21 protein-coding genes and 1 riboswitch are annotated in these 22299 nt (G+C 70.3%); of the genes, 9 read left to right on the top strand and 12 right to left on the bottom strand.

The window, feature by feature from the left end; all coding sequences use genetic code 11:
* Position 1 precedes the first annotated feature (1 nt).
* A riboswitch (cobalamin riboswitch) is annotated at positions 2–131 on the bottom strand.
* A gap of 42 nt (positions 132–173) precedes the next feature.
* Genes ACFVH2_RS17515 through ACFVH2_RS17505 form a run of 3 tightly spaced genes read right to left on the bottom strand, consistent with a single transcriptional unit; the run spans position 174 to position 2015 of the window.
* Entirely contained in the window at positions 174–1217 is a 1044-nt protein-coding gene (locus ACFVH2_RS17515) for an alpha/beta hydrolase (RefSeq protein ID WP_378423414.1), read from the bottom strand.
* A 59-nt stretch (positions 1218–1276) separates the two neighbouring features.
* The gene (mhuD, locus tag ACFVH2_RS17510) at positions 1277–1585 is read right to left on the bottom strand and encodes a mycobilin-forming heme oxygenase MhuD (RefSeq protein ID WP_378423416.1); all 309 of its coding nucleotides are present in this window, start codon (positions 1583–1585) and stop codon (positions 1277–1279) included.
* A gap of 40 nt (positions 1586–1625) precedes the next feature.
* Positions 1626–2015: a MarR family winged helix-turn-helix transcriptional regulator gene (locus ACFVH2_RS17505; RefSeq protein ID WP_378423418.1), complete on the bottom strand. Its 390-nt coding sequence runs from the start codon at positions 2013–2015 to the stop codon at positions 1626–1628.
* Positions 2016–2115: 100 nt separating this feature from the next.
* Here ACFVH2_RS17505 and ACFVH2_RS17500 point away from each other — a divergent pair, with 100 nt between their 5' ends.
* Together ACFVH2_RS17500 and ACFVH2_RS17495 are read left to right on the top strand one after the other, a co-directional pair.
* The gene (locus ACFVH2_RS17500) at positions 2116–3585 is read left to right on the top strand and encodes an MFS transporter (RefSeq protein ID WP_378423420.1); all 1470 of its coding nucleotides are present in this window, start codon (positions 2116–2118) and stop codon (positions 3583–3585) included.
* 49 nt (positions 3586–3634) lie between these two features.
* Positions 3635–4381, top strand: coding sequence for an alpha/beta fold hydrolase (locus tag ACFVH2_RS17495; RefSeq protein WP_378423421.1), 747 nt, complete (start codon positions 3635–3637; stop codon positions 4379–4381).
* A gap of 54 nt (positions 4382–4435) precedes the next feature.
* Here the strand turns inward: ACFVH2_RS17495 and ACFVH2_RS17490 are convergent, their stop codons facing one another.
* The 4 genes from ACFVH2_RS17490 to ACFVH2_RS17475 form a co-directional block, all read right to left on the bottom strand.
* The gene (locus ACFVH2_RS17490; RefSeq protein ID WP_378423423.1) at positions 4436–6721 is read right to left on the bottom strand and encodes a heavy metal translocating P-type ATPase; all 2286 of its coding nucleotides are present in this window, start codon (positions 6719–6721) and stop codon (positions 4436–4438) included.
* Between the two features lie 24 nt (positions 6722–6745).
* On the bottom strand, positions 6746–7672 hold the full coding sequence (locus ACFVH2_RS17485) for a hypothetical protein (RefSeq protein ID WP_378423425.1): 927 nt from the start codon (positions 7670–7672) through the stop codon (positions 6746–6748).
* Positions 7669–7893 carry a heavy-metal-associated domain-containing protein gene (locus tag ACFVH2_RS17480; RefSeq protein ID WP_378423427.1) on the bottom strand — a complete coding sequence of 75 codons (225 nt, stop codon included), beginning with the start codon at positions 7891–7893 and terminating at the stop codon, positions 7669–7671. The genes ACFVH2_RS17485 and ACFVH2_RS17480 overlap by 4 nt, the downstream gene beginning before the upstream one ends.
* Positions 7894–8171: 278 nt before the next feature.
* Positions 8172–9053, bottom strand: a complete 882-nt coding sequence (locus tag ACFVH2_RS17475) for an A/G-specific adenine glycosylase (protein WP_378423429.1) — start codon at positions 9051–9053, stop codon at positions 8172–8174.
* 79 nt (positions 9054–9132) lie between these two features.
* Between ACFVH2_RS17475 and ACFVH2_RS17470 the strand changes: the two genes are divergently transcribed.
* On the top strand, positions 9133–9774 hold the full coding sequence (locus tag ACFVH2_RS17470) for a carbonic anhydrase (protein WP_378423430.1): 642 nt from the start codon (positions 9133–9135) through the stop codon (positions 9772–9774).
* Between the two features lie 71 nt (positions 9775–9845).
* Complete coding sequence (locus tag ACFVH2_RS17465) at positions 9846–10544, top strand: hypothetical protein (RefSeq protein WP_378423432.1); 699 nt, start codon at positions 9846–9848, stop codon at positions 10542–10544.
* A 68-nt stretch (positions 10545–10612) separates the two neighbouring features.
* Here ACFVH2_RS17465 and disA read toward each other — a convergent pair whose 3' ends face one another.
* The gene (disA, locus tag ACFVH2_RS17460; RefSeq protein WP_378423435.1) at positions 10613–11692 is read right to left on the bottom strand and encodes a DNA integrity scanning diadenylate cyclase DisA; all 1080 of its coding nucleotides are present in this window, start codon (positions 11690–11692) and stop codon (positions 10613–10615) included.
* A gap of 94 nt (positions 11693–11786) precedes the next feature.
* Between disA and ACFVH2_RS17455 the strand changes: the two genes are divergently transcribed.
* The gene (locus ACFVH2_RS17455) at positions 11787–12344 is read left to right on the top strand and encodes a PaaI family thioesterase (RefSeq protein WP_378423437.1); all 558 of its coding nucleotides are present in this window, start codon (positions 11787–11789) and stop codon (positions 12342–12344) included.
* Between the two features lie 17 nt (positions 12345–12361).
* Here the strand turns inward: ACFVH2_RS17455 and radA are convergent, their stop codons facing one another.
* Genes radA through ACFVH2_RS17440 form a run of 3 tightly spaced genes read right to left on the bottom strand, consistent with a single transcriptional unit; the run spans position 12362 to position 14519 of the window.
* Complete coding sequence (gene radA, locus ACFVH2_RS17450) at positions 12362–13762, bottom strand: DNA repair protein RadA (protein WP_378423439.1); 1401 nt, start codon at positions 13760–13762, stop codon at positions 12362–12364.
* Between the two features lie 53 nt (positions 13763–13815).
* Entirely contained in the window at positions 13816–14148 is a 333-nt protein-coding gene (locus ACFVH2_RS17445; RefSeq protein ID WP_378423441.1) for a DUF202 domain-containing protein, read from the bottom strand.
* The gene (locus ACFVH2_RS17440; RefSeq protein WP_378423443.1) at positions 14145–14519 is read right to left on the bottom strand and encodes a YidH family protein; all 375 of its coding nucleotides are present in this window, start codon (positions 14517–14519) and stop codon (positions 14145–14147) included. The genes ACFVH2_RS17445 and ACFVH2_RS17440 overlap by 4 nt, the downstream gene beginning before the upstream one ends.
* A 391-nt stretch (positions 14520–14910) precedes the next feature.
* Here ACFVH2_RS17440 and ACFVH2_RS17435 point away from each other — a divergent pair, with 391 nt between their 5' ends.
* Positions 14911–17004 (top strand): 3-hydroxyacyl-CoA dehydrogenase NAD-binding domain-containing protein, encoded by a 2094-nt coding sequence (locus ACFVH2_RS17435; RefSeq protein WP_378423445.1) that lies wholly within the window; start codon positions 14911–14913, stop codon positions 17002–17004.
* Here ACFVH2_RS17435 and ACFVH2_RS17430 read toward each other — a convergent pair whose 3' ends face one another.
* Entirely contained in the window at positions 17005–17919 is a 915-nt protein-coding gene (locus tag ACFVH2_RS17430) for a LysR family transcriptional regulator (RefSeq protein ID WP_378423447.1), read from the bottom strand. It lies immediately after the preceding gene.
* Positions 17920–18011: 92 nt separating this feature from the next.
* Here ACFVH2_RS17430 and ACFVH2_RS17425 point away from each other — a divergent pair, with 92 nt between their 5' ends.
* The 3 genes from ACFVH2_RS17425 to ACFVH2_RS17415 all read left to right on the top strand — a co-directional run bounded on the left by ACFVH2_RS17425 (position 18012) and on the right by ACFVH2_RS17415 (position 22201).
* The gene (locus tag ACFVH2_RS17425; protein ID WP_378423448.1) at positions 18012–18905 is read left to right on the top strand and encodes a LysR substrate-binding domain-containing protein; all 894 of its coding nucleotides are present in this window, start codon (positions 18012–18014) and stop codon (positions 18903–18905) included.
* A gap of 301 nt (positions 18906–19206) precedes the next feature.
* Entirely contained in the window at positions 19207–20766 is a 1560-nt protein-coding gene (locus ACFVH2_RS17420; protein WP_378423450.1) for an MFS transporter, read from the top strand.
* A 127-nt stretch (positions 20767–20893) separates the two neighbouring features.
* Entirely contained in the window at positions 20894–22201 is a 1308-nt protein-coding gene (locus ACFVH2_RS17415; protein WP_378423452.1) for an MFS transporter, read from the top strand.
* The last annotated feature ends 98 nt before the right edge of the window (positions 22202–22299 follow it).

The raw sequence follows: 22299 nt of genomic DNA, 5'->3' as shown, positions 1-22299 counted from the left end.
CCTCAAAAGTCCAGGCGATGGCCACGGTGTCTGGCTGTCGAGGCGGTGCCTCGATCACAGTGGCGCGACCGCTCCGGACTTTCGCCGGATTCCCGTCAGCCATCGCTATTACCAGCGCACTCTCGCACTGACCCGGCGGTGGTGTCAATCGATGCCGTCCCGGCGAGGAACGGCTACGGGGCGGAGACGGCCTTCCGCAGCGCGGCCGCGGCCCGTCCCATTGCCTCGGGCCCCGAGCGCCCGACGCCCACCATGTTCGCGAAGGAGTGGATCAGCCCGGGCTCGCGGACGTGCTGCACCTGCACCCCCGCTTCGCGGAGCTTCTCGGCGTAGTCGTCGCCCTCGTCGCGCAACGGGTCGAATCCGGCCGTCACGACACAGGCGGGCGGCAGGCCTGTCAGGTCGCCGTAGATCGGGGACAGCAGCGGGTCGGTCAGGTCCACCCCGGCGGGCGGGTAGCTCGCCTCGGTGAGGTCCGTGAACCGTTTGTTCAGGAAGAACCCAGTCGCGAAGGTCGTCCGGCTGGGCCGCTTCACGGCGAAATCCACCGCGGGATAGATCAGCAACTGGAAGACGGGCGGCGCCCCGACCTGCCCGCGGGTGGCGCGCTGGGCGAGCACCGCGGCGAGATTGCCGCCCGCGCTGTCACCGCCGACGGCGATGCGGTCCGGGTCGATGCCCAGGCCCGTCGCGTTGGCGGTCACGAACGAGTACGCCGCCTCGACGTCGTCGACGGCCGCGGGGAAGGGCGATTCGGGGGCGAGCCGGTAGTCGACGGCGACCACCCGGACTCCCGCCCGCTCGGCGAGGAAACGGCACATCGCGTCGTGGGATTCGAGGTCGCCGTAGATGAATCCGCCGCCGTGGACGAAGAACAGGGCCGGCGACGCCGCGGTCAACTTGCGCGGGGTGTAGAAGCGCAGCCGGAGCGGGCCGCCCGGACCGTCGATGTCGAGGTCGGTGACCGCGCCGATCGGCAGGTCGCCGCCGACCGCCTTGGCGGCGTCGACAAGCGCGCGTCGGCCGCTCGGAATCGGTCGTTCCTCGATGGCCGCGCCCTCGATCTTGCGCAGCGCGAGGACGAGCTGCATCTCGGGGTCGAGGACGTTGCCCTCGATCTCCACCGGCCGCCCTGCGAGGCGGCGGACGATGCCGGGGGGCAGCGACAGCAACGCCTGCAGGGTGTGCCGTTTCGCGGAGTCGACTACCGCGGTCATACGAGTGAATCTACCGGCGCGATCAGTACCAGACCGGGTTTCTCCGGGCTCGGGCGTCCCTATGCCTTGGCGGCGACGTCGAGCACGACCTCGAACTCGAGCAGGGAGGCGCCGGTGGCGACGGGCTTGCGCGCCTCGCCGGCGTGGGCGGCGCGGGCGTCACCGTCGCGCCAGGCCGCGAAGGCATCCTCGGACTCCCACTGGGTGACCACGAAGTAGCGGGTCTCGCCGCCGGTCGGGCGCAACAGCTGGAAGCCCAGGAATCCGGGGGAGTTCTCGACGGCGTCCGCGCGCTGCGCGAACCGCTTCTCGAGTTCGGGACCGGCGCCCGCGGGCACCTCGATTGCGTTGATCTTCACGACTGCCATGGCCGCGAGCGTACTCGCGACGCCTCGCGGAGTGGTGCGGTCAGCCGGCGTCGGTGGGCTCGCCGAGGTGCTCGGCGAGCACCGTCAGCTGGATCCCGGCGGCGTCCGCGTGGACCGCGCGCCCGGCATCCGTCACGTCGACGAAGACGCCGCGCCGGTCGGATTCGCACAGCGACCGCGACACCAGCCCGGCCTTCTCCAGCCGGGCCACGCTGCGCGAGAGCGCGCTCGGGCTCAGGTACATGTCGGCCGCCAGCTCCTGCATGCGCGGGTGCTTGCAGGTGACCGACATCAGGCGGTCCAGGGTCTCGAAGTCGCTCATGCTCAGCCCGTGGGCGCTCTGCATCCGCCGGTCGAGTTCGCAGGCGATGCCGTTGTACCGGGTCAGCAGGGTGCGCCAGGTGTCGCGCAGCTCCGCGGGTGAGGTCATGGCCGCATCCTAGTTCGCCCCCCGAATCGGTGCAAGCAAAATAAATGCAAACAGAATTAGTGCTTGCACATTGATTGCACATGCATCTACTGTCTCATTCGTGACCATCACCGAATCCATCCCGAACCTGACCACGACAACGGATTCGCCGGGGGCCCAACAAGGTTGGACGGCCCGGCTCTGGGGGATCCTCGCGGTGCTGTGCGTCGTGATGTTCCTCGACGGGCTCGACGTCTCCATGGTGGGCGTCGCACTGCCGTCCATCGGTACCGAACTCGGCCTCGACACCACCTCGCTGCAATGGATCATCAACGGCTACGTGCTCGGCTTCGGTGGCCTGCTGCTGCTCGGTGGGCGCACGGCCGACCTGCTCGGCAGGCGCAACGTCTTCCTGGTGGCTCTGGCGGTCTTCGCCCTGGCCTCGCTGGTCGGCGGGCTCGTCGACGACGGCACCCTGCTCATCGTGACCCGCTTCGTGAAGGGCCTCGCCGCGGCCTTCACCGCGCCGACCGCGATGTCGATCCTGACCACCACCTTCAAGGAGGGGCCTGCCCGCAACCGCGCGCTGTCGATCTTCTCCGTCTTCGGCGCCAGCGGCTACTCCTCCGGGTTGATCCTGGGCGGACTGCTGACCAGCGCCGGGTGGCGATGGACGTTCCTGATGCCGGTGCCGTTCGCGGTCGCCGCCCTTGGCGCCGCCGTCGTTCTCATCCCGCGGGACCGGCCGGCCGATACCGGCGGGCACGACCTCGCGGGTGCGGTCACCCTCGTCGCGGGCATGATGCTCGCCGTCTACACGGTCGTGTCCGCACCAGCGCGTGGCTGGGCGGCTCCGCTCACGCTCGGACTCTTCGCCCTCGCGGCCACGCTGCTCACCTCGTTCGTCGTGGTGGAGAAGCGAATTGCGCATCCACTGGTTCGGTTGAGCATCCTGCGGGTCGGCGCGATCGTGCGCGCCAACCTGAGCATCATCGCGCTGTTCGGTTCCTACCTGAGCTTCCAGTTCATGATGACGATCTTCCTGCAGTCGGGACTCGGCTGGTCGCCGCTGAAGATGGCAATGGCACTGCTCCCGGCGGGGCTGATCGTCGCGGTGATCTCACCGTTCGTCGGCCGACTCGTGGACCGCTTCGGGACGCCGCGGATGATCATCGCCGCGATCGGCTCGCTCAGCGCGGGCTACCTGTGGTTCCTGTTCGTCGGCAGTGACCAGCCCACCTACGTCGTTGCGATCATGCCGAGCGTCATCCTGCTCGGGTTCGGCTTCGCGTTCGGCTTCACCTCGATCATGGCGCAGGCCACCGCGGGCGTGGACGACTCCGAGCAGGGTCTGGCCTCGGGCCTCGTGCAGACCTCGATGCAGGTCGGCGCGGCCCTGGTGCTGGCGCTGACCACCGCGCTCGTCACCGGCGGCTCGCACGCAGCGGGAGCGGCCACCGCGAGCTTCGACCAGTTCCGGCCCGGGCTGGTGCTCGTCACCGGCGTGGCACTGGTCGGGCTGGCGGTCACCGTGTCCCCGCTGCTGCGGCGACGTAGGTACCCGGCGGTACCGGTGCTCGACCGGGGCTGACAGCACCAGGGGCGTCGATGCGGCACGGCACCGGGTTAACCTCGGTGCCGTGCTGCATGACGAGGGTGGGACCGGTCGGCCGATTCTGTTGCTCCACGGACTGATGGGCAGCGCCAGGACCTGGCGCAGGCACGTGCCGTGGCTGCGCGAGCACGGACACGTCTACACCTTCGACGCGGCCGGGCACGGCAGGCCCGCTCCCGCCGAGCTGACCACCGAGGCGTTCGTCGAGGATCTCGCCGCGGCGGTCGCGCCGATCACCGAACCGATGGTGGTGATCGGACATTCGATGGGCGGCCTACACGCGTGGTGTTTCGCCGCCGCCCATCCGGATCGCGTCACCGCGCTGGTGGTCGAGGACATGGCGCCCGACTTCCAGGGCCGCACCGCACGCGACTGGGCCGAGATGATCGGGTCCTGGCCGGCGCCCTTCCGGGACCGCGAGCACATGGTCGATTTCTTCGGACCCGTTGCGGCCCAGTACTTCATGGACTCGTTCGAGGAGCGACCCGACGGCTTCCACCTGCACGGCGAGGTGCCCGTGTGGCGGGACATCTCCGAGGAGTGGGGGACCCGCGACTTCTGGACGCAGTGGTCGGCGGTGCGGGCCCCGGCGCTGCTGCTCGAGGGCGAGTTCACCATCACCCCCGAGGGCCAGATGCGCGCGATGGCCGAGACTCCACGCGACGCGGCGACGAGCTACGTACTGGTGGCCGGCGCCGGACATCTCGTGCACGACGACCGGCCGGCCGAGTACCGGGCCGCGGTGGAGGCGTTCCTGGACGGGCAGAGCTGAGGGCGGGCGGCTCGTCGATCGAGCCGCCCGCCCTCAGGGTTCACCGCCGGCCCGCTACGTCGCGGTGGAGCGGAACCGGCGCAGCCGCAGGCTGTTGCTGACCACGAAGACCGAGGAGAAGGCCATCGCGGCGCCGGCCAGCATCGGGTTCAGCAGGCCTGCCGCGGCCAGCGGCAGGGCGGCCACGTTGTAGGCGAACGCCCAGAACAGGTTGCCCTTGATGGTGCCGAGGGTCTTGCGGGACAGGCGGATCGCGTCCGCTGCCGCCCGCAGGTCCCCGCGCACCAGGGTCAGGTCGCTGGCCTCGATCGCGACATCGGTGCCGGTGCCCATCGCCAGGCCGAGGTCGGCCTGGGCGAGGGCGGCCGCGTCGTTGACGCCGTCGCCGACCATCGCGACGACCCGGCCTTGCGCCTGCAGCCGCTTGACGGTCTCGACCTTGTCCTGCGGGAGCACCTCGGCGATCACCTCGTCGATCCCGACCTGGTCGGCGATGGTGCGCGCCGCGGCGGCGTTGTCGCCGGTGAGCATGATCGGGGTCAGTCCCAGCGCCCGCAGCTGCTCGATCGCCTCGGCGGAGGTGGCCTTGACCGCATCCGCGACCACGAGCACGCCGCGAGCCCGGCCGTCCCAGCCGACCGCGACGGCGGTCTTGCCCGCGGATTCGGCTGCGCGCATGGCCGTTTCGAGTTCGGCGGTCAGCGGTTGCGCCCAGTCCGCCAGCAGGCGGGCCCGGCCCACGATCACCGCGTGGCCGTCGACGATGCCCTGCACGCCGAGGCCCTCGATGTTCGCGAACTCAGCCACCGTGGCGAGGACGCTCGTCGCATTCCCCGTCGCTGCGCTCGCCCCGACCTTCTCGCGCGCGCCCTTGGCGATCGCCTGGGCGATCGGGTGCTCGGAGGAGTCCTCCAGCGCCCCGGCCAGCCGCAGCAGCTCGTCGGCGTCCACGCCCTCGGCCGCGACGACGTCCTGCAGGGTCATCTTGCCGGTGGTGACGGTGCCGGTCTTGTCCAGCACGACGGTGTCCACGCGCCGGGTGGACTCGAGCACCTCGGGCCCCTTGATCAGGATGCCGAGCTGCGCGCCGCGACCGGTGCCGACCATGAGCGCGGTCGGCGTGGCCAGCCCCAGGGCGCACGGGCAGGCGATGATGAGCACGGCGACGGCGGCGGTGAAGGCGGCGGCGATCGAGCCGCCGGTGCCGATCCAGAAGCCGAGGGTAGCCACCGACAGGGCGATCACGATCGGCACGAAGATCCCGGAGATCCTGTCGGCCAGGCGCTGCGCCTGGGCCTTGCCCGTCTGCGCGTCCTCGACCAGCTTCGCCATCTGCGCGAGCTGGGTGTCCGAGCCGATCCGGGTGGCGCGCACCACGATCCGGCCGCCCACGTTCACGGTGGCACCGACCACCGCGTCGCCCGGGCCGACCTCGACCGGAACGGATTCGCCGGTCAGCATCGAGGCGTCGACCGCGGACGAACCCTCGGTCACCTCGCCGTCGGTGGCGATCTTCTCGCCGGGACGGACGACGAACTCGTCGCCGACGGCGAGCTGGTCGACGGGGATGCGTTGTTCGACCCCGCCGCGCAGCACCGAGACCTCCTTGGCGCCGAGCTCGAGCAGGGCCCGCAGCGCGGCGCCGGCGCGACGCTTGGACCTGGCCTCGAAGTAGCGTCCAGCGAGGATGAACGTGGTCACGCCCGCCGCGGCCTCGAGGTAGATGTTGCCCGCGCCGTCGGTGCGGGAGATGGTCAGCTCGAACGGGTGCGTCATGCCCGCCACGCCCGCGGTGCCCCAGAACAGCGCGTACAGCGACCAGCCGAGCGCCGCGAGGGTGCCCATCGACACGAGGGTGTCCATGGTGGCGGTGCCGTGCCGCAGGTTGGTCCAGGCGGCCCGGTGGAACGGCCAGGCGCCCCACACCACGACGGGCGCGGCGAGGGTCAGCGACAGCCACTGCCAGTTGGTGAACTGCAGCGCCGGCACCATCGCCATCGCGATGACCGGCACGCTGAGCGCCGCCGAGATCAGCAGGCGGCGGCGCAGCGCCGCGGTCGGGTCGTCCTCGGCCGGTGCCGTGGCGTCGGGGGCCGCGCTCGCGGGGGTCGGCAGGGTGGCGCGGTAGCCGGCCTGCTCGACGGCGGCCACGAGCTCCTCGGTGGTCACGTCACCGTCGATGTCGACACGCGCCTTCTCGGTCGCGTAGTTGACGGTGGCGGTCACCCCGTCGATCTTGTTGAGCTTGCGCTCGATGCGGGCCGCGCAGGACGCGCAGGTCATGCCACCGATCAGCAACTCGACCTGTCCGTCGGCCGGGGCGTGCGTGACGGGGTTCATCGTGACTCCTCTCCGGTGTGGCTGTCAGTGTCCGTGGCCGCCGGTGGCGGGCTGGGGTGCGGCAGGTGTGGCCGCCTCGGTCTTTCCGGTGGCGACTGTGAATTCCGCTGTGCGGACGACGTTCTCGTGCTGGAAGTCGAGGTACACGCGGTAGCTGCCGTCGCTCGGTGCCTGGGCGTGGAAGGTGATCTCGGGTCCGGGCGCGGTGACGCCGTCGCCGGGTTCGCCCTGCGGGTGTACGTGCAGGTACGCGAGGTCGCCGGCGCGCAGCGCGACCAGGTGGCCGTAGGCACCGAGGTACGGCTGCAGGTCGGTGACGGGCTTGCCGTCCCTGGTGACCGTGAGTGTCAGCGGTCCGCCCTCGGTGGTGAGGTCTCCGTCGAGGGTCACCTGGTAGCCGTCGACCTCCGCGACCTGGGACGGCGCGGGCAGTGGGGTGGGGGCCAGATCGCCGGCGACCTCGACGTTGCGGCCGAGGGTGAGCTGGCCGGGGCCGCCGCTGGGCTGGAAGTCGGCGAACACCCGGTAGGTCCCGCCGCGGGCCCAGGTCCAGTCGATGGACCAGGTCCCGTTCGCGTCGAGGGCCGGGTGCACGTGCCGGAAACCGCTGGTGTCGGTGCGGACCGCGATCAGGTGCAGCTGCTTCTCGTGCAGGTCGTCGAACGTGGTGACCGGTGCGCCGTCGGGTCCGAGGATCCGGAAGGCCAGGGTGCCGGGCTGATTCGTGGCGACGGGCGCGGTGACCTCGGACAGGGTGTACCCCCGCTCCGAGACCTGCAGTCCGGCCGGCGTCGCGGCCTCGGTGTGACCGGCGTCGGCGGCGGCTTCGTGGGTGGAATGGTCGGTGGTCGTGTCGGCGGGGCTTCCGGTCGCGGCGCCGAGGCCGAGGGCCGCCGTGAAGATCACGGCGAGACCCCCGGCGTACCCGGCGAGTTTGGTTGCGGTGTTCACGGCCGATCCTGTGCGGGCGCGGCCCTGTAGCCGGCCTCGTCGACGGCCTCGATCACGGCGGCGTCGACGAGGGGGGCGGTGCTGGTGATCGTGAGACGGCCGGAGGGGACATCGACGTCGATCGCGGTGATCCCGTCGATCTTGCCGACCTCCTCGCGGACCGAGCTCGCGCAGTGGCCGCAGGTCATGCCGGTGACGGTGTAGTTCGCGATAGTGGTCATGTCGGTCTCCCTCTCTCTACATTCTGCCCTATACCACTGGGGGGTAGGGGCTCTTACGGAGATGAACATACCCCTGGGGGGTAGGTGACGCAAGGGGTGGACTCGGCCGCGGAGTCATACCGGGTGGGGGTATGCGTTTCGGGGTCTACGGCCGGAGAAAATCGCCTGGTCGGGGCAGGTGTGTCGGACATGCTGGTATTCGTGGTGTGGCGGAGGTCACGGAGTGTCCCGGGTCGGCGGTGCGCAGGCTGCGGGCGACTACCGGGTCGGGTCGGGCGTCAGTGCCCGGCGTCACCCTCGCCCGCGAGTGCGAACAGCCCGTCGTCGGTCTGCTCGACCAGCCCGTCCACGAGCAACGAGTCCAGCGCCCGGTCCCGCTGTGCGGGGTCGGTCGACCACGCCAGGTCGAGGCGCGCTCGTTCGACGGGTCCGTGGCTCTCGCGCAGCACGTCCATCAGGCGCCCACGCACCTGACGGTCGGTGCCGGCGAACTTCTGCACCTTGCGAGGGGGGCCGGTGTGTTCGGGGCGACCCGCGTCGACCCAGGCGCATTCGGTCAGCGGGCACCGGTCGCAATCGGCGTTGCGCGCGGTGCAGACGGTCGCGCCCAGTTCCATGAGCGCGGCCGAGAACACCGCGGCTCTCGCCCTGGCTCGGGGGAGAAGCGCCAGCGCGTCGGCCAGATCGCGGTTGGTCGACGGGTTTCCGGGCTCGGCCGCGCCGTGCACGGCACGGGCGATCACTCGGCGAACGTTGGTGTCCACCACGGGGACTCGCTGTCCGTAGGCGAAGCACGCAACCGCGCGGGCGGTGTAGGCGCCGATCCCCGGCAGGCCGAGCAGGACGTCCACGTCGGTGGGCACCTCGTCGCCGTGCTCGGTGGCGAGCACTCGCGCGCACTCGTGCAGCCGCAGCGCGCGGCGCGGGTAGCCGAGCTTGCCCCAGGCGCGCAGCACCTCGCCCTGGCTGGACGCGGCCATCGCCGACGGCACCGGCCAGCGCGCCACCCACTGCTCCCAGATCGGCGCCACCCGCACGACCGGTGTCTGCTGCAGCATGATCTCGCTCATGAGGATCTGCCAGGCGGTCACCGCCTCGCGCCGCCACGGCAGGTCTCGCCCCTCCTGCTCGAACCAGCGGATCAGTGCGGAGGAATTCACCGGATCGTCATGCCCTCTCGTCGCAGTTCTGCCAGGTCGCCGTTACAGCGGTGATGTGGTCGGGTGCACAATGGCTGGCATGCCTAACTCCAACCCGATTTCGGCCTGGAAAGCCCTCAAGCAGGGTAACGAGCGGTTCGTCAGCGACACCTCGCTGCACCCCAGTCAGGGGATCGCCGACCGGGCCAAGCTCGTCCAGGGACAGCACCCCACCGCAGTGCTGTTCGGATGCGGCGACTCACGTGTCGCCGCCGAGATCATCTTCGACCAGGGACTCGGCGACATGTTCGTCGTGCGGACCGCGGGTCACGTCATCGACAGCTCCGTGCTGGGCTCGATCGAGTACGCCGTCGACATCCTGAACGTGCCGCTGATCGTCGTGCTCGGTCACGACAGCTGCGGCGCGGTCGCCGCGACGCTCACCGCTCTCGACAAGGGTGAGGTGCCCGGTGGCTTCATCCGCAGCATCGTCGAGCGGGTCGCGCCGTCGATCCTGATGGGTCGCAACGAGGGACTGAGCACCGTCGACGAGCTCGAGGGCAGGCACGTGGTGGAGACCGGGTCGCTGCTGATGGACCGCTCGCGGATCATCGCGGAGCGGGTCGCCAACGGCACCTGTGCGATCGTCGGCGTCACGTACACGCTCGCCGACGGGGGCATCAAGCTGCGCGGTGTGGTCGGTGAGATCGGCGAGGTCGTCGACGAGGCCGAGTCCGCCTGATCGCAGCAGTGTGAGCGACACGCCGGACCTGGTGGGCGATGGTGTCGGCGCGGGCACCTACCGTGGTATCCGTGTTGGAACCATCCGGGCCGCTGCCCCCCGAGATCTACCAGCGACGCCGCATGCTTGCGCTCGGCGTGGCGGTGGTCGCGCTGATCGTTGTGGTGTTGATCGTCACCTCGCTTCGCGGCGGTGGCGACGACAACCCGTCCGCGGAAGCCGCGGCCGCGAGTTCCTCCCTGACCTCGACATCGACGACCGCCGCGTCGACCTCGGCCGACGCGGATGCCGGCTCCGGGTCGGTCTCGGGCGGCGCGGACGATCACGTGTCGGGGACCTCGGTCGCGGCCTCGGTGTCCGGGGCGGCGGTGCCCCCCGGGCAGTGCCCCGACAACTCGCTCGCGATCAAGGTCAGTTCGGACCAGCCGAACTACCCGGCCGGGACGGAGCCGTCGTTCGGCATCGTCGTCACCAACATCGGCAACGCTGCCTGCGACCGTGATCTCGGTGCCGGCATGCAGCAGGTGATGGTCTACTCCCTCGACGGACAGAAGCGGTTGTGGTCGAACACCGACTGCTTCCCGAACGCCGCCGCCGACGTGCGCACCCTCAAGCCGGGGGAGCAGGCGGCCTTCACGGTCAAGTGGTCGGGCGCGACCTCGGAGCCGGGCTGCACCGCGCCCCGGAACCCGGTCGGCCCCGGTGCCTACACGGTGGTCGGTCAGCTCGGTGCCCTGCGCAGCACGCCGGAGCCGTTCAACCTCGGCTGACCAGCCTCCGGCGCCTGTGCGCGATCCGCACCCTCCCCAGGGTGAGGATCGCGCACAGCGCGGAGGGCTCAGTCGAACGGGCCGGTGATCGAGGTCTCGGCCAGCCGGGACAGGCCCTCGCGGATGTGCCTGGCCCACAAGCCGCCGATGCCCTCCACCGACTGTAGGTCGGCGGCGGTCGCGGCGAGCAGGCCCTGCAGCGTGCCGAACGAGCCGACCAGCCGGTGCACCTGGTGGAACTGCAAGCGCGGGACCCGTGCCAGCACCCGGTACCCGCGCGGGCTCATCGGGGAGTCGAGCGCCTCGATCGTCGCGGGGTAGCCGAGCGCGCGGGCCAGGGTGGTCAGGTCCAGCAGGTCTGCGTCGGTCAGCTTGTCGAGTGCGGCGAGGGTCTTCTCGACCGACTCGGTCGTCGGCTGCCCGGATCCGGCGAGGTAGTCGCGGACCACCAGCTGCCGTGCCACGTCGTTGTCGCCGACCAGTTCCTCGAGCTGCAGTGCCAACTGCCTGCCGTCGGTGCCGAGCTCGAGCACGTCGCGTTCGATCTCCACCGACACTCGGCGCACCATCTCCAGCCGCTGCACGACGGTGAGCGCGTCACGCAGGGTCACGAAGTCCTCGATCTCGACGACCGAGAGCGCGTTGGTGACCTCGGTCAGTCGCGACTTGTAGCGCTCGAGGGTGGCGACCGCCTGGTTCGCGCGCGAGAGAATCGTCGCGGACCCGTCCAGCACGTGCCGGACCCCTCCGACGTAGACGCTGACGATGCTCATCGACTGGCTCACCGACACCACCGGGTAGCCGGTCTGGATGGCCGTGCGTTCCGCCGCGCGGTGCCGGGTGCCGGACTCGACGGTCGGGATCTTGTAGTCGGGCACCAGCTGCACGTTGGCGCGGACGATCCGGGTGCCGTCGGTGGAGAGCACCACCGCACCGTCCATCTTCGACAGCTCACGCAGTCGGGTCGGCGCGAACTCGACGTCGAGTTCGAAGCCGCCGTCGCAGAGTTCCTCGATCTCGTCGTCGTAGCCGAGCACGATGAGGGCGCCGGTGCGGCCGCGCAGAATGCGCTCGAGTCCGTCACGTAGTTCGGTGCCCGGCGCCAGCCGCGCCAGCGTCTCGCGCAGCGTGGCCGCGGTGTCTTCCATCGCCGTCCCCCTGCTCGCCGACCCTCGCGGTCCCGTTCCGATGCGAGGGAGCCGGTAACTCCACGCGCAATTCCCGCGGTTAGCCTACCTATCCATGAGTAGTACCTGGACTTTGCCCGATGATCTCGAACTTCCGACCCGCCCCGACTGGTTCCCGGCGCCCGGCGCTGCACTTCCCCAGCACTGGTCGAAGTGCTTCGGTTGCGGCGACGACCAGCCCAGCGGCATGGCCATGGCGTTCGTCGCGGAGGAGGGCATCGAGGTGTCCGGCCGGCTGACGGTCGCCAACCGCTACCAGGGCGGACCCGGAGTCATCCACGGCGGCATCCTGTCCACCGCGTTCGACGAGACGCAGGGCATGGCGTGCATGCTGCTCGGCGGGCCGGTGGTGACCGGGCACCTGGAGATCGATTTCGCCCGGCCGATTCCGCTCGGCTCGGTGCTCGAGTTCCGGGCCCGGATAGACGGCATGGTCCGACGCAAGGTCTACACCAGTTCGGAGGCCCGCATCGTGGAGGGCTCGGCGGCGAGCGACGAGGTGGTCGCCACCTCGCGCGGGCTGTTCCTGACCATCAAGCCCGAGCACTTCACGCCCATGCAGGAGTTCGTCGACGGCACGGCGACCTCCCCGTTCGGCAGTTCCACGCTCTAGCGGTACGGGCCGACTGCCTAGACCGCCTCCATCCTGCGGGGCAGTACGCGCAGTGCCTCGCGCAGGGTGGACACCTCGTCGACGCGCAGGCCGGCGGGGTGCGGCCCGGAGTCGCGGGGCACCACCGCGTGGGTGAATCCGAGGCGCTTGGCCTCGGCGAGTCGCCGCCCGACGGCGGTGACCCGTCGGACCTCTCCGGCCAGCCCGACCTCGCCGAGCACGACCAATCCCGGCGGCAGCGCCTGGTCGCGGTTCGCGGACGCGATGGCCAGCGCGAGCGCCAGGTCGGCCGCGGGTTCGGTCAGGCGCATACCGCCGACCGTCGCGGCGTACACCTCCTTGTCGTGGGTCCGCACATTGCCGTGCTTGGCGAGCACCGCCAGCACCATCGCCACCCGGGCCGCGTCCATGCCGCTCACCGCCCGGCGTGGCGACGGGTTCTGGGTCGGCACCACCAGGCCCTGCACCTCGCCGAGCAGCGCGCGTTTGCCGTCCATCGAGACGGTGACGGCGGTGCCGGGGGCGGTGTCGTCGCGGTGGTGCAGGAACAGGCCCGAGGGGTCGGTGACGCACTCGATGCCGTCCTCGCGCAGTTCGAAGCACCCGACCTCGTCGGCTGATCCGAACCGATTCTTCACCCCGCGCAACATCCGCAGCGTCGAGTGCTTGTCGCCCTCGAAGTGCAGCACCACGTCCACCAGGTGCTCGAGCGCGCGTGGGCCGGCGACCGCACCGTCCTTGGTGACGTGCCCGATCAGCAGCACCGGGATGCCGCTGGTCTTGGCGAGCGTCGTCAGGGCCGCGGTGATGGCGCGGACCTGGGTGACACCGCCGGTCACGCCCTCGACGTCGGCGGCGAGCATCGTCTGTACCGAGTCGACGATCAGCAGCGTGGGCTTGACCTGTTCCACGTGGCCGAACACCGTCGCCAGGTCCGATTCGGCGGCCAGGTACACGCGGTCGTGGACGGCGCCGGTGCGGTCGGCGCGCAGACGCACCTGTCCGGCGGACTCCTCGCCGGTCACGTAGAGCGAGCGGTCGTCGGGGCCGCGGCGCGCCCATCGGTGCACGACCTCGAGCAGCAACGTCGACTTGCCGACGCCCGGTTCGCCGGCGAGCAGGACCACCGACCCGGGGACGATGCCGCCGCCGAGGACCCGATCGAGCTCGGGGACGCCGGTCGGCTTGGCTCGGCTGACAGTGGCGCTGACCTGTGTCAGCGGCGTCGCGGGGGAGGTGGGGACCAGTCCGGTGCCGGCGCGGGCCGTGCTCGCGCCGGGCCGGCCGGCGACGGCGACGGCGAGCACCGGGGCCTCCTCGACCGAGCCCCAGGCGTCGCACTCCGGGCAGCGGCCCACCCACTTCGCCATCACGTGCTGGCAGGCCGAACAGCGGTAGCTGGATTTGGGTTTCGCCACGAGGGCAGCCTAGGTGCCGGGTCCGACACACCGTGCGGGAGCGAGCGCCGGCACTAGTGGGCGAGGACGAGTACGGCGGCGCCTCCGGCCAGGGTCAGCACGGTGGACGTGAGGAGCAGGTTCCAGCGGAGTGCGGGCGCAGCCGTGCCCGAGGCGAAGCGGTGGACCCGCGTGCCGTGACGGCGGCGCGCGGTCGCGAGCACGAAGAGCGGAAACATCAGGCACACGACGCCGACGGCCGTCGCGGCGACGGCACCGCCCGGCGTGACCCTGGCGAAGAGCAGGACGTCAGCGACCAGGACCGTCGCGGTGCGGATCCACGACAGGGTGGTGCGTTCGGGCTGCAGTCCGGGGTCGTCGTGGACGGGTTCGGCGACGGCCGTCACGGCAGTAGGACGGACATGAAGACGGCGCACGCTCCCACGAAGAAGACCGTCAGGACGCCGAAGACGACGGGCACGGGGAGGCTGCGCCCGGTCCGCATCGCCACCTCGATACGCAGCCATCGGTAGAGGGCCGCGACCACCACGACCGCCGCCAAGATCAGCAGCGCGGCCGCCACGACCTTGCGCAGTGTCGCAGGCAGCAGGTCGCCGGCGAAGGCCTCGAGCCCCAGCGCGGCGGCCACGATCCCCAGCGCAGTCCGCACCCAGGCCAGGAAGGTCCGCTCGTTCGCGAGGGTGAACCGCGGGTCCGGATCGGTTCCCTCGGTCAGGGACCGCGGTCGCCAGGGGGTACGGAGGTCGTTCGTTCCCATCACGTGAGCTCGGTCGGCGCCGCTGTGGAGCGGACGCTCGTACCGAGGGTGTCCCCGACAGCCTCCCGGATCGCTTCGCTGCTCTCGAAGACGCGCATGCCGTCGCTTTCTCTCAGGTCGATCGAAGTCGTATCAGCGTCGCCCCGTTCCGATCCCACGTCCAATACCAATAACCGGTGGCTCGAATAGGGATTGGCTATCGAATCGGGGGGCGGACAGGGCATCCGCCGGCAGCGCGTTGCCGACACATAGGCGCTGCCGATGCCCGCCTTCGGTTTTCGGACCTTGTCGTGCGCCCGCGCACACCGTTGACTGGATCTCGTCGCCACCACACCCGTGGCACAGGCGCTGCGGTCCGATCAACCCACCCGTGAGGAAGAGGTCCTGACATATGTCCACCCAGTACAGCGTCGCCGGGGGCGTCGCGATCATTCGACTCGACAATCCACCGGTCAACGGGCTCGGCCTCGAGACCCGGCGGGGGATCGTGCGTGATCTCGGCCTCGCGCTGGAGTCCGCCGACGTGGCGGCCATCGTGGTGGCCGGCAACGGGAAGTTCTTCTCCGCCGGTGCGGACATCTCCGAGTTCGGTACCGCCAACGCCGCAGCGGAGCCGTCGCTCCCCGCGGTGATCGAGGCGCTGGAGGAAGCCGGCAAGCCGGTGGTCGCGGCGATCGAGGGCACCTGCTTCGGCGGCGGGCTCGAACTCGCGCTGGGTGCGCACTACCGGGTCGCGAACGCCGCGGCGAAGGTGGGCCTGCCCGAGGTCAAGCTCGGACTGGTACCGGGCGCTGGTGGGACGCAGCGGATCCCGCGCGTGCTCGACGTGCGCACCGCGGCGGAGTTCATCACCGGGGGCGCGCCGCGCACCGCGAAGGCGCTCGCGACGGTGGCGGGCCAGCGGCTGTTCGACCGGGTCGTCGACGGCGACGCGGTGGCCGCGGCCACGCAGTTCGCGCTCGAGGTGGCCGGCGCCCCCACGCGCCCGCGGATTCGAGACCTGTCCGTCACACCGGACTCGGCCGGGGACCTCGACGCGTTACGCACCCAACTGACCAAGCGAGGTCGCGGATTCGCGGCGCCGCTGGTCGCGCTGGACCTGGTCGAGAAGGCGATCACGGTGCCGTTCGACGAGGGTCTCGCCGCGGAGCGTGCAGCGTTCCTCGGGCTTGTCGATGGCGACCAGTCCGCCTCGCTCAGGCACGCATTCTTCGCGGAGCGGACGGCCCGCCGGATTCCCGGCATCGCGGCCGACACTCCGGGGCGCCCCGTGGAGAAGGTCGCGGTGATCGGTGCCGGGACCATGGGAGGCGGCATCGCGATGAACTTCCTCGACGCGGGTGTCCCGGTGACGCTGCTCGAGACCGGTCAGGAGCCGCTCGATCGGGGCCTGGCCGTCATCCGCCGCAATTACCAGGCACAGGTCGACCGGGGGAAGCTGACGGCCGAGACGTTGGAGAAGCGGATGGCCCAGCTCAGCCCGACCACCGACTATGCGGACCTCGCCGACGTCGACCTGGTGATCGAGGCGGTCTTCGAGGACATGGACGTCAAGCGGGCGGTGTTCTCGCGGCTCGACGAGGTGGCCAAGCCGGGTGCGATCCTGGCGACGAACACGTCGACGCTGGACGTGAACGCCATCGCGGACATCACCGGTCGTCCCGGTGACGTGCTCGGCTTGCACTTCTTCAGCCCGGCCAACGTGATGACCCTGCTCGAGGTCGTGCGTGGTGCGAAGACGTCGGAGGACGTGCTGGCGACGGCGATGGCGGTGGGACAGCTGATCGGCAAGGTAGCGGTGGTGGCCGGCGTCTGCGACGGCTTCATCGGCAACCGGATGCTGGCCCGGTACCGGCAGGCGGCGAGCGGACTCCTCGTGGCGGGTGCCACGCCCGAGCAGATCGATCGCGCCATCGAGCGATTCGGCTACGCGATGGGGCCGTTCCGAATGGGTGACCTTGCCGGCGGCGACATCGGGTGGGCCATCCGCAAGCGGCGCTACGCGGAGGACCCCGACACGCCACGGGACGAGATCTCCGACAAGCTTTGCGAGATGGGCCGATTCGGGCAGAAGACGGGCGCCGGCTGGTACGACTACGCGGCCGGGAGCCGTGACGCGATCCCGAGCCCGGTCGTCGCGGAACTGTTGGAGACCTACCACCGCGAGCACGGAACCCGGCGGCGGGAGTTCTCGGACGAGGAGATCGTGCAGCGCTTGGTGTTTGCGCTCGTCGACGAGGGTGCCCGGATCCTGGACGAGGGAATTGCGTTGCGCGCCTCCGACATCGACGTCGTCTACCTGGCGGGATACGGGTTTCCCAGGTACCGCGGTGGACCGATGTTCTACGCCGACACCGTCGGACTGGACGTCGTCGAGGTGGCTCTGCGGCGTTTCGACGGCGACCGGGAACCTGCACCGCTGTTGGCGCGACTGGCGAAGGAAGGCAAGACCTTCAACCCGACGGCTTCCACGCGCGGAAGCTGATCACTGCCGGTCGGCCAGGTCCCGTCGCCGCAACGCGATCTCGAGCAGCGCCCGCGCGGCCGGGGCCAGTACCCCCGGACGGTGCAGCACGGCCATGGTGAGCAGCACGGGCGGGTCCGTCGCGCGCGACACCACACCGGGCTCGCTGGCGTTGTCGGCCTGTGTCCTTGTGGTCCAAGCCATTCCGGCGCCTGCGGCGACCAGCGGTATGGCCGCCTGCCGGTGCGCGGTGACAATGCCCAGCCTGGTCCGTTGGGATGCGTGGCGGAGCGCGGTCTCCACCACGAACCGCGCCCGGGCACCGCTGGGCACCGCGATCACCGGAAGGTCGGGGAGGCGCTCGAACGGCAGCGGGTCGGCCAGTTCCGCCGCGACCGATTCGGGAAGTGCCACAACCAGTTCGTCGACGATCAGGTCGTGGACCTCGAGATCCGTTGGCCTGCTGGGTTCGTCCAATTCGGGGAGTTCGAGGTAGCCGAATCCCAGTTCGACACTGCCGTCGCGGACGGCACGCACGACCTCCGGCTCGGACGCGTACTCATTGATCCGGACCGTCACGGTGGGGTACCTGCGCCTCAGGTCGCCGACCAGGTCCGGCAGCGCAGACTCGTGTGCGCCGGCGGTCGAGCCCACATCGACGTGCCCGCCGTGCAGACCCGAGAGCTCCGCAACGGAGGCCTGGGCGGTGGCCATGTCCCTGAGCAGCTGCCGGGCCGGTTTGACCAGATCCGTGCCGGCGGGGGTGGGGACGAGGCCGCGTCCGACACGGTGGAACAGCGGGGTGCCGAGTTCGCGTTCGAGGACCCTGATCGACTGTGACAGTGAGGGTTGCGCGAGGTGCAGTGCCGCGGCGGCCCTCACCACCCCGCCGTGCTCGATCACGGCAAGGAAATGCTCGGCCTGCCGAAACTCCATCCTGCACCTCGACATCACGTGGTCGCCGCCGCCGGCGACCGGACCCGGTCGGCTCAGCCTATCGCTCGGCGACCGGGGGATACGCTCGGGCGATGGATTCACGTCAGCTGCGCTACTTCCTCGCAGTGGTCGAGCACGGCAGCGTCACCCGGGCCGCCGAGATGCTCTTCGTCGCGCAGCCGGCGTTGTCCCAGTCGCTTCGATCCCTGGAGAACACCTTGGGCGTCGAGCTGTTCCGGCGGGTGCCGCGGGGCATGGAACTCACGGCAGCGGGCGTGGCACTGCTCGGTCCCGCGCGTCAGGTCATGGAGTCGTCGCGATCGGCGGACGAGGTGGTGCGTCGGATCGCCACGCTCGAACGGGGCCGGCTCGACGTGGCCAGCCCCTCGGACCTGGCGGTGGATCCGCTCACACCGCTGGTGGCCCAGTTCCGGGCGCGGTACCCGGGTGTCTGGGTGAACGTGATCGATCCGGGAGCCAACGCGAAGGTGGAGGACCTGCTTCGGAGCGCACGATGCGAGGTCGGGGTCGACTACCTGCCGGTCGGCGGTGCGAAGGTGGTCGCCCACCCCCTCGGCAGACGTCGGCTGCTGCTCGGCCTTCCGGCGGGTTCGCCGCACGCTGCATCGGCGACGCTGCCGTTCGCACAGCTCGCGGACGTGCCGCTGGTGGTGGGTCCGCGCGGTACCACGGTTCGAGACGAGATCGACCGCACGTGTGCCGCGTTCGGGTTCACTCCGCGCGTGGTGGTCGAGCTGGAACACGAGCACAATGTGTTCCTCCTGGTCGCGGCAGGTGCCGGGGCCGCGTTCCTCACCGAGCACGAGGCCGAGCAGGCGGCCCATCGAGGCGTCGACATCGTGCGCACCGAGCCGGAGCTGGGGCGTGACTTCGGCGTGGTGTGTCGAACCGATGAGCTGTCACCAGCCGCGAACGCCTTCGCGGAGATGGCCAGGGCCGCCGGGACGAGCAGCGCGACCGCTTAGCCGCCGAGCGAATCCCGCCGAGAGTGCGCCTGCCGGTGCATCGGCCGAGTGGCGGAGCAGAACGTGCCCGCGCGTCGGCCCGCATTTCGAACCGATACAAATCGGCTATGTCGCCATGTGGTTCTTCGTCTTTGACGCGAGGCGGTCCTCGAGGAGATGTTGGGTGCACGTGGCGAGACATGGTTCGACAGGGATGGGCGATGAGCGAGACCGGACAGAATGGTGTGGCCGACGTCGGCGCGCTGCCGGCCGGTACTGAACCCGGAGGGGCACCGGACGCGTCGGTGGCGCGGTCCGGAACGTGACCGACATTCGAGTCGCGATCCCTACCGATCCGGACGCGCGCCTCATGGGCGGCCGCCCGGTCTGGGTGCTCGTCGTCGCCTCGTTCACCGCGTTCCTCGGCGGTATCAACCAGGGCACACTGAACGTCGCGCTGCCCGTGATCGCTGTCGGACTAGGGTCCGGCCCGACGGCCACCAGCTGGATCCTGCTGTCCTACCTGGTCGGGATGGTCGGCACGATCCTGGTGTTCGGACGCGTCGCCGACATGATCGGTCGCCGCCGGGTGTTCCTGGCGGGGATGACTCTGTTCGCCGTGTCCAGCGCGCTGTCGGCCCTCGCGCCGGGAGCGGTCGCCCTGATCGCCGGGCGGGCGCTGCAGGGCATCGCCGCGGCGATGATGTTCGCGACCGGTGCGGCGATGATCGCTGCCGTGTATCCGCCGCGCCGACTGGGATCGGCGATGGGGATCTTCTTCGCGGTCAACTCCGTCGCGCAGATTGTCGGCCCGGTGCTCGGCGGCATCATCGTGTCCGGCCCGGGATGGCGGTGGTTGTTCTGGGTGAACGTCCCGATCGCGGTTGCCGCCTATCTCGCCGGGCTGCGAGTGCTGCCACGGCGGTCCGACGACCCCCGCAGCGGGGGATTCGACTGGGCCGGAGCCGGGCTGTCCGTCGCCGCGATCGTGTCGGGTGTGGCTGCGTTGAGTACGGGCAACGAACGAGGCTGGACGAGTCCACTGATCGTCGTGCTCGTCCTCGTGGCCGCCGTGTCGCTGGTCGTATTCCTCTGGTGGGAGCGGCGGTTCTCCTTCCCGATTCTCGACCTGTCCCTGTTCACCGACAGGGTCTTCCGGTGGGCGAACGTCTCCAGCTTCCTGAGCTGCGCGGTGCGCTTCCCGCTGATCCTGTTGATCGCCCTGATGTTCCAAACGGTGCATGCTCTCGGGCCGGCGGTCGCGGGCTTGGCGGTGGTTCCGCTCTCGATCGGAACAATGCTGGCCGCACTCGCCTACGGAGTCCTCGAGCGATGGTTCAGCCACTACTGGCTCGGTGTCGCAGGCTCGCTCGTCACGGTGGTCGGGGTGTTGCTCCTGTTGCCGACCGTGAGCGGGTCGGCTTACCTGCAGCTCACCGCGGTCGGGGGGTTCGTGTCGGGTACCGGGACGGGCATCCTGCTCACCGCCAACGGTGCGGCGCTGCTCCTGGATTGCGATCGCTCGAAACTGGGCGTCATCAGCGGCGTGCGGGCGTTGCTGCAGATGCTCGGCAACGTGATCGGCGTCGCCGGATGCCTTGTCGTGCTGGCAGCGCCGCTGTCCGGCCCGGACCGCAGTGCGGTGTACAGCCGCAGCGGCGAGGCTCTCGGGCCTGGTGCGGCGACCGCACTGGGACAGGGGTTCCAGATCGCCTTTACCGTGCTCGCCGTCGTCGCGCTGCTGGGCGCGCTTGCATCGGCCGCGGCGCGGTCGCACCGATCGGCGAACGACGGCAGTGTTGTGACGGAGCCCGTGGGTGGAACCGATGACCCGGATTCTGCATATTGCTCTACAGATGGACGTGATCGAGTGATGCACTGAGGGTGGCAGCATTCCTCGTCGGATCGGAGGGTCGCCGATGGCCGTTGGACCGCCCGCGATTTCCCCAGCGTCGCCCGTCAGTTCGCCGCCGCCACTGAACGGGCGCCAGGCGTGGGCGATCACGGGCATGTTGCTCCTGTTCATGCTGATCAACTTCGGGGACAAGGCGATTCTGGGGCTGGCGGCCAAGCCGATCATGAGGGATCTGGGGCTGTCAGCGAGTCAGTACGGGTTGCTGTCGAGTGGGTTCTTCGCGCTGTTCAGCATCTCGGCGATCGTGGTCGGGTTCGTGGCGAACCGGGTGCAGACCAAGTGGGTGCTGGCGGTGATCGCCGTCGTCTGGGCGGTGACGCAGTTGCCGATGTTGACGAATGTCGGGTTCATCGCGATCCTGGCGAGCCGGGTGGTGCTGGGTGCGGCGGAGGGGCCGGCGAATCCGCTGGCCTTGCACGCGGTGCAGAAGTGGTTCCCGGACGAACGGCGGGGCCTTCCGTGCTCGATCGTCAACCTCGGGGCCTCCCTGGGGGTCGTGGTGCTGGCCCCGGTGATGACCAGCATCATCATTTCCTTCGGGTGGCGCTGGGCGTTCTTCACCATGTTCGGCATCGGACTGCTGTGGGTGGCGGCGTGGCTGGTGGTCGGGCGCGAGGGACCGTACGACTCGATCGAAGCTGCGACGGCGGCACCGGTGGCGGACGGTTCGACGGCCGCGGAGCCACACATCGCCTACCGGCACATCTTTCTGTGCGGGACCAGCCTGAGTCTGCTGGTCGCGGGCTTCGCAGCGTACTGGGCGCTGGCCCTGCTGATCTCGTGGGTGCCGGCGTACCTCGAGGGGCCGCTCGGATTCGGCGCCAGGGCGGCCGGCCTGCTTGTCGTGCTGCCGTGGGGTGTCAGCGGTGTGCTGATGCTGTGCCAGGGCTTCCTGACCGACGGGTTGATGCGGCGCGGGGTTTCGAGCCGGATCGCGCGCGGGTTGCTCGGCGCCGGCTGTGTCCTGGTGGCCGGTGTCGCGATGCTGCTGCTGCCGGTGGCGCCGGCCGGTCTTGCGACGATGGTCCTGCTCACCCTGGCATTCGCGATCGGCGGCGTCCAGTTCGCGATCGGTGCGACGGTGATCGGTGCGATTGTCCCGGTTCGACAGCGGGCGGCCGTGTTCTCGACGCTGACCGGATTGATCACGACGGCAGGGCTGGTCGCGCCGTACGTGACCGGGCGGTTGGTGGAGGCCGCCGGCGGGGCCGATTCTGCCGCCGGGTTCAACCACGCGTTCGTGATCGCCGGGGTGCTCTTGCTGGCCGGCGGAACCATGTCGGTCCTGTTCACCCGGCCCGAGCGTGACGCCACACGACTGGGGGAGTCGGCGGAGGTCGCGACAGGACCGGGTGATCACGAGAACCTGTCGGACGCGTGTAAACGCGACTTTCCCTCCTGACGACAGACGACCGTCGATCTCAGGACGGACGCCCGGAAGGTCGAGGGTGGTCGTTACGTCGGACTCCCGTATCACATTGCCGGACAGCCCAGTTCGGC

Source organism: Rhodococcus sp. NPDC127527 (assembly GCF_042672245.1).
Taxonomy (GTDB): Bacteria; Actinomycetota; Actinomycetes; order Mycobacteriales; family Mycobacteriaceae; genus Rhodococcus_G.
This window is presented reverse-complemented; position numbering and strand designations above follow the sequence as displayed.